Annotated in this window: 9 protein-coding genes; all 9 read left to right on the top strand. The window is 54.1% G+C overall.

Going from position 1 to position 6989, the window contains the following annotated elements; translation table 11 throughout:
- The first annotated feature begins 174 nt into the window (after positions 1-174).
- The 9 genes from C457_RS20040 (at position 175) to C457_RS10650 (ending at position 6976) form a co-directional block, all read left to right on the top strand.
- Positions 175-387, top strand: coding sequence for a hypothetical protein (locus tag C457_RS20040; RefSeq protein ID WP_152419992.1), 213 nt, complete (start codon positions 175-177; stop codon positions 385-387).
- A 165-nt stretch (positions 388-552) separates the two neighbouring features.
- Positions 553-981, top strand: coding sequence for an SWIM zinc finger family protein (locus C457_RS19580; RefSeq protein ID WP_008094484.1), 429 nt, complete (start codon positions 553-555; stop codon positions 979-981).
- Between the two features lie 588 nt (positions 982-1569).
- Positions 1570-1914 carry a hypothetical protein gene (locus C457_RS10675; RefSeq protein ID WP_008094483.1) on the top strand — a complete coding sequence of 115 codons (345 nt, stop codon included), beginning with the start codon at positions 1570-1572 and terminating at the stop codon, positions 1912-1914.
- A 152-nt stretch (positions 1915-2066) separates the two neighbouring features.
- On the top strand, positions 2067-2489 hold the full coding sequence (locus tag C457_RS10670; RefSeq protein WP_008094482.1) for a hypothetical protein: 423 nt from the start codon (positions 2067-2069) through the stop codon (positions 2487-2489).
- A 185-nt stretch (positions 2490-2674) separates the two neighbouring features.
- Positions 2675-3604, top strand: a complete 930-nt coding sequence (locus C457_RS19575) for a transcription initiation factor IIB (RefSeq protein ID WP_008094481.1) — start codon at positions 2675-2677, stop codon at positions 3602-3604.
- Positions 3605-3650: 46 nt separating this feature from the next.
- Positions 3651-4637 carry an HNH endonuclease gene (locus C457_RS10665; RefSeq protein WP_008094477.1) on the top strand — a complete coding sequence of 329 codons (987 nt, stop codon included), beginning with the start codon at positions 3651-3653 and terminating at the stop codon, positions 4635-4637.
- A gap of 144 nt (positions 4638-4781) precedes the next feature.
- Complete coding sequence (locus C457_RS10660; RefSeq protein WP_008094473.1) at positions 4782-5273, top strand: hypothetical protein; 492 nt, start codon at positions 4782-4784, stop codon at positions 5271-5273.
- 168 nt (positions 5274-5441) lie between these two features.
- Entirely contained in the window at positions 5442-5705 is a 264-nt protein-coding gene (locus C457_RS10655) for a DUF7389 domain-containing protein (protein WP_008094471.1), read from the top strand.
- A gap of 257 nt (positions 5706-5962) precedes the next feature.
- A complete protein-coding gene (locus tag C457_RS10650) occupies positions 5963-6976 on the top strand; it encodes a DUF6610 family protein (RefSeq protein WP_049913516.1) in 1014 nt (337 codons plus the stop codon).
- Positions 6977-6989 lie beyond the last annotated feature (13 nt).

Raw genomic sequence — 6989 nt, 5'->3', positions numbered from 1 at the left:
GTGTCGGACACCGCTAGCGCGGTGTCCTTGCCCTCTTCGATTCCAGAGCAACAGCTGAAATCTATCAACAATCTCCTACAGAAGAGCGTCGTACGAGATATCAGGACTTCCAAGAATCGGAGTTTGAGAGGACAGAGCTATAGCATTATCCGTGCTTAATGTTTGTTGGTTAATATGTACCCCGATCGGCTCATCTGGTATACGATGCCCCTCGCAGTGGTTATGGCAGTTATTTCACTCGGTACTTTAGCGGATTTATACGTGGTTGGCCGTCTTGAAAATCGAGTGGTCATCCGAGCAATACCATTTATCTGTGCTGCAATCGGCGTAATTGGAACTCTTCTGTTCTATATGATAGTTGTTGGATATTTCACTAACCCGAACTAGTGAACCTATGCTGTACTCATCCTCTGTCCGTGTCACGCCGCTTTTGACAGAAACTGTGGATTTTCAGCAGCCTCGATAAACGCTAACTCGGCAGAGCACCTAGTGACCACACTTTCTTAGCGCCTCGATGGGCGAGGCGCTCTCACCTGGGCGCTTCAAAGTACCATGTCTGAATCCCTACTTGCAAGACTCGACCCAACGAAGCGCGTCCTGAAACGAGCCCAGTACGAGGCATTCGAATTCTCGTTATTCGGTGGCGATGTGCTTGTCCGCAATGCGAGCCATGCCGACCCCGAGAACCACGAATACAACGTACGAATCGTCGACGGCGTACCGGAAGCGTGTGAGTGTCCAGCGGACGAAAAGTACAATGGACCATGCAAACACCGGGTCGCCGTCGCAATTCGACGTCCGATCCTCGATGCTGTCGAGCAAATGCAGATGGTCGCAGACGGAGGTGTAGTGAGCAACGAACAACCGGAAGCTGAGGCTGAAGATGACTCAAAATCTGAAGACTGCGACTGCGAGATGTTGGATGACGACTTCCCGTGTTGGGCGTGTGTAGATAGTGGCAGACGCGAATTCTCGAACTAATCTGGCGTAGAATCAATTTGTACCGGTTGATGAGAATCCTTTTATTAACTAGATACTATTGACACTTGCAGTTGTCAGAGGCACACCACTGGCTCGGTCAACATCTCGTGTTGACCTGCCATTCTCGTTTCGAGCTCAGCCAGTCCGTATCGATTAAGGAACAGAGGAGTGGTTTCCTTGCTCTGCTTTAGTAGACTCTCTGTACGGATCTGTGGAAAGGGGGATAGTTATGGGTTCGCCGATCACGTCAACAGCCCCGGGGGCAGGGGATTGGGGCTGTTGATGGCACGCGATTGGCTGGTTTCTGTCTGTTGGGAGTAGGGGGGCACCGCAGGACCAGACAGACAATCCTACGGGCATAGAGCCTAGACGTCGACAATCCTATCCATTCGGTTGGTGTCAATATACGCGCCGTTCGCGTTGCTGAGGTGCCTGTCGAAATTTCCTGTCTGGGTCTGGACCTGCTTGAGTGACTCTGTTGAAACTGTCAAAGTCTGACAGAAGTGGCGTGACACAGACAGAGGGTGAGTTCAGCAAGTCACGTATTTGTCAGCAGACTCCATAGGATACGGGAGCGGGGTACGAGGCATGGAACAGAATGATGAGTCCACAGACGACCGACCGACCGTTCGGATTCCGAAGTACCGGAGAGGCGACGAGGTCGTTGCGTGGTCCGAGGTCGATGCCGAATGGTGGGAACACGTCCAGCATGCCAGAGTGGTCCAGGAGAAGGTAGTTGAGACCTATCTCCACGAACCCGGTGTCAAGTACATCGAGAGGGAACGCGGGGAGGAGACCATCGGCGGCCACGCTACAGAGACAATCAACATCCTTGTTGCTGACGACGAAACAAGAGCGAGGCTTGACCTTCCCGACGAGATTGAAGGAATTCGAATAACCGTTGAAATCGGTACAATCTCGGATACGGAGTGATCTCACCGAATGTTGTCAGGAGTGGCGTGCAAGACTTAGAGGATGTATGCAGCAGGCAATCAACGACGAAACACCCACTCGGTGGGCATTCACAGTACGCCGAGTCTTAGACAGAAAACCTACAATTACAGGTTGCGAAATCGAGGATTGGAATGTACTGGGCCGAAGCTCTCTTTGGAAATAACGAGGTGGACTTGAGGACATCAATAGTCGGGTCTCTCGCCGTCTCATTCGTTGTCGCAATCGGTTATCTAACAGGCATCTTCGGCTCTGCTTCGTTCGTCTCGTGGGGAGGCCCAAACCCCCCGCTCGTTGCGACACTAATTGCAATAATATCGTCCGGTGCAATCGCGTACCTCCGTCGCGGACTCATTCTAGGTCTTGCCAGTTCCAGTTTCGTGTTTTTCACCACTGGTTTTGTCGAAGTGTTCTTCCTATATCGAGGGTTCACGGTCTCAGAGCGATTGGGTTTTCTCTTCGACCTTAATTTCCTAATCGTCTCGTGGGGGTGTTTATTCGGCTGTATCGGGTACGTGGGCGGGGAGTTTCTCCGACGCCAGATTGGACGCAGGTAATCTGGTGAGAGGTAGATATTCCGTGTACGTGACATCGTAGTTGAGGAAACCGCGTGACCGACTCGCGCTCTGTATTCAGCACGCCCTCAACAAACTATCAGTGACTGGGGGTTCAACAGATCTCTCTGAGTTGTTTTTGCCCCTAAGGGGTGCGGGGCGCACAAAGAGTGCCTTGCAGATGACCAATGGCAACGAGAGATATCTACGAGAGTGGCTTCGACGAGGATGAACTGGCTAACACGAACAATGCCTGCCCAGATTGTGGCGGCGACGTGAGTACAAACACAGCTGAGACAGTTTGTGACGATTGTGGGCTAGTTCTTTCTGAATATCAGATAGACCATGGGCCAGAGTGGCGGCTCTTCTCAGCAGACGACGAAGGTAAAAAGAGAACGGGTGCTCCGTTGACACCGACACGACACGACCGTGGCCTCTCATCTGAGATTGGCTACAAACGAGACGCTAACGGGCGAACGCTGTCAGGGAAGAAACGGCAGCAAGTTGCCCGGATGCGTCGTGAGCAGTCCCGTGGACGATTTCAGTCGAAAGCTGAACGGAATCTCGCTCATGGATTGGGCGAAGTACGTCGGATTGCAGGTGCTCTTGAATTGTCCGAATCGACTCGCGATCAAGCTTGTCGACTCTTCCGTAGTGCGCAAAGTGAGGACCTACTTCGTGGTCGGTCAATTGAAGCGATAGCCGCTGCCAGCGTTTACGGTATTTGTCGGTGCAATAGACTCATGCGAACACTCGAGGAGATTGCTGACTTGGCACGTGTGGAGAACCAGAGGGTGGTGAACGCATACAAGACGTTGAATACGGAACTTGGGCTGCCAACACCGCCTGTTCGTCCTCGTGATTTCATACCTCGCCTTGTCTCAGAACTAGGTGTTCCAGAAGAGATCAGTCGACGGGCCCGTAGTATAGCAATGGAAGCCGAACAGTTGGGAGTCACGACAGGGTGTAATCCAGCAGGCTTCGCTGGCGCTTGTCTGTACTGGGTTGGCTGTGACCATGCACTCCATCTCAGACAATCTGACGTCGCTCAGGCGGCGAATGTGTCCGCAGCAACGATTCGGTCTCACCGGAACAAGCTGGCCGTCCTAAGTGAGTAGTACCCGTTCCGAACGATCTATTGCATAGGTGTCAGAACCCGGTATCATGGAAACGGACCGCCTTCGGAGTATTGTCCCGATGTTTGGCGGGCGGACGCAATACGTTGAGACGCTGCAATCTGTTCTCGAGTTCATCGATTCGTATCACCCAACCACCGACGAACTCCTGGGGTGGCACCGGGGGTCGTTCGCGAACGTTTCGAGTGAGAGGTCGATAATGCGGCGTGTTCGATATCTCTCGAATGCGGGGTTTCTCCAGCAAGTCGACAATCACTGGGAGTTAGGCTCTGTCGGCCGAGAATACGTGCCAGAGTATGACATCAACGTCCTCTTACAGATAATGTGCGGGCGTAACGTCGGGTTTCGAAGTCTTCTCTACGCACTTGCTGTGGCTCCGATGACGATCGAAGAGATCAGCAACCAGCAACTCGACACGCATCCAGAATTGGGGTGGAGCCGTGGAGAGACAGACATGGCGTTTCAACGGGCGAACTGGCTCTGGAGTATGGGGTTGGTTCAGAAACAAGACGACAAGTATGAACTCACAAGTCGCGGTCGTGAATTCGTCGAAGGCGCTGTCGAAACATGGGCTGAACCAATCTCGACACCTAATGGACCTGCTGAGAGTATGACGGCTCACGCATACGAGACGGTCGCTGTCACACGGGCTGTCGATCCGGAATTCCGTGTGACCACCCTCGACCGATATAATCAGACGTGTCCAATTTCGGGCATTGACCACCCCGCGCTACTGGACGTCGCACATATTCTCTCGTGGAGTGACTATCCAAAGCATCGGGCAGACTTGAGAAATGTCCTTGTGCTCAGTAAGATACACCATGCTGCGTTTGACCGCGGACTCTTTACCATCAGTCGAGACTACGAGATTATTGTGAATCCGACGTTTGAGACCGAAAGCGACCATCTCAGGGAGACACTCGTCAACCAGAATGGCGCCAAAGTACCGTTAGAGGTCCCCGGAGTGAGTCAGTCTTACTTAGCAAAACGGAATTCGGCCCTCGAGTGGGCCTGAATCAGGATTCAACGTATCCAGTTGGCGAGGTAAGCGTGCTTCTCGCCATATCGAGATTTTTGTCTGCGCCGGCGATGGGTGCCGGCGCAGTTGAGTCGTGAGAGAGTTGGAGAGCGACTCAGAGCGCCAGCGAGGTACCAAAGAATGCATCAGGTAATTTACGCGCTCGTAGAGGCATCGACGACAGACGAAGCACTCGCAGTGGGACGAAGCGTCTTCGACCGACTCGTGGGAACTTCACCCGAATACGGGGCCGTTTTCGACTACTACGTGACGTTCGATGACGATTCGACGAATGTCGCTGGAAAAGCACGCTGGGGAGAACTGCCCATCGCGGAGCCAATCGATTCGGACAGTGGCCAAGAGTTGCTTCAACGTGGTTGGGAGGCGACGAAACAAGAGTTCAAACGGAACCTTGAGCGAGTCCGAGAAGGAATTCAGGACCTCAACACCAAGGAAATCATGCGTGACGAGGAGTTGATCCGACACGCCTGTTACAATCTTGGGGCGTACCGTGGCCCGTCGCTCTTCTTGTACGATGAGTACGGCAGTGCGATTCGCCATCGCGACCAGCTCGATCGTGTCCTTGAGTCCGACGGGCAGATGTGGATTATCCCGGCGGACGTCCACTACTAAACTAAGAATCGCCCGACAGAACAGGCACTACGAAATTAACCAACAGGCCGCAGCCACTACCGATTTTGTTGGTTAAGAGATGACGGACATACTGACTCGGTGAGTACCGAGTGAATTTTTTCACCCCCAGTGGGGTGCGGGGCGGCAGAGAACCCTCGCAGTAGACCAATGACTGACGACAACCCAACAACGACGGAATCGAATCGAGAGGAAGCAACCCAGACGGAATACGTCGAGCGCAGCGATGTTGGTGTCTCATTGACGGTGAAACTGAAGCGTGGAACGGCGACGAGAGACCAAGACGAGCTGACGGCCAAAGTCAAAGCACAAACGCTTGCAGAGGCTCGCGAGGACATGAACACGCTGCGGGCGTATCTGCACGACCTCGCCGAGGACGTTCGGCAGATTCAGCCCGACGACGAGACAGAATAAGTCGCTCAGAGAGCTGGTTTTGTGCCACAGAGGATTGAGGCTCAATCCAACTGCGCAAACGACCAGGCGACGCTCTTGCCGGATACCGACGAGAATCAGCAAACGCTCGCCAGCACCGAGGCGGTTGTCCGCTGCTTGTCCGAAGATTAACCAACAAAGTGGAGCCGATTCAATTTTTGTTGGTTAACTCAGCCCACAGCAGCTGTTTTTTCGCCCCTGAGAGGTGCGGGGCGGCAGAGTCCCGCAGGTGACCCCCTGTGTCCATTCACGACTTCTCCGGTGCATCCAGCGACAGCACGACAAACGCCTATGCGGACGCCCGACAGGCTGAATACGTGGCATTCCTTCATCGCGTGCCATTTGCCATCGACGCGTTGAACCTCGGTTTTCTCACGGGCTTTCGAGAGGACTGCAGCTATCAACAACAGCAGTTCCTCAATCTTGATTTACCAGTCGGCATGCTCGATAATGACTTCAGAAATCCAAATCTCGACCGTTACACGGAGCGAGTCCTCGAACACGAACCCGCCGTCGGTATTATCGGCGATGCCTACGACCGTGCAGAAGTCAAGTCGTACGTTCGGGCAGTGCGAGACCTGCAAAAGCGCGTTCCCGACACGGAGTTCGTCATCGTTCCGAAATGCAAAGCAGCACTTGAGGAGACTCCAGACGATATCGTCGTCGGCTACTCACGTGGTTACGCGGATACCTTAGCACACGACTTCTCAGATCCGGTGGATTGGCGAGGCCGTCGAGTCCACATCCTCGGAGGCAGCCCACCCAAGCAACTCACCGTCATCGACCAACTGACGCAACCGACGTTGACGGGTGACACGCCTGCCGACATCGTCGGCCTCGATTGGAACGGACTGCATCGCGGTGCGCAGTTCGGCGAGTTCTGGACGGATAGCGGATGGGACGACAGCGGTCGCGACGCCGACCATATGACGGTTCGAGCAACGGTCCGACATGGACTTGGACACGTCCGTTCGTTTTGGGAGAGTCAAGGCGTCTGGCCGGAGGGACCAACCGAGTACGCTGGCCAAACACAGTATCAGCCACCGACGCCGGCTGACCTCCACTCATCGGCCTGTGTCGAGTGTGAAGACGGCGTCTGGACGGGGGCGCGTGGACCCTTCGTCGCGGAGTACGATACGGGGGATGTTTGTGGGTACTGCTGTTACGAGTGTTACTTCACACACCGTACTCGGAACCATCTCGAGGAAGCCATGGGCGAAGTCAGTGTCTATATCCCGCCCGCGTCGTGCTAACTCGTTCACGCAC

It is taken from the genome of Haloferax prahovense DSM 18310 (assembly GCF_000336815.1).
In the GTDB taxonomy this organism is placed as follows: Archaea; Halobacteriota; Halobacteria; order Halobacteriales; family Haloferacaceae; genus Haloferax; species Haloferax prahovense.
Note: the sequence above shows the minus strand (reverse complement) of the source record. Positions and strands in the feature narration are given on the sequence as shown.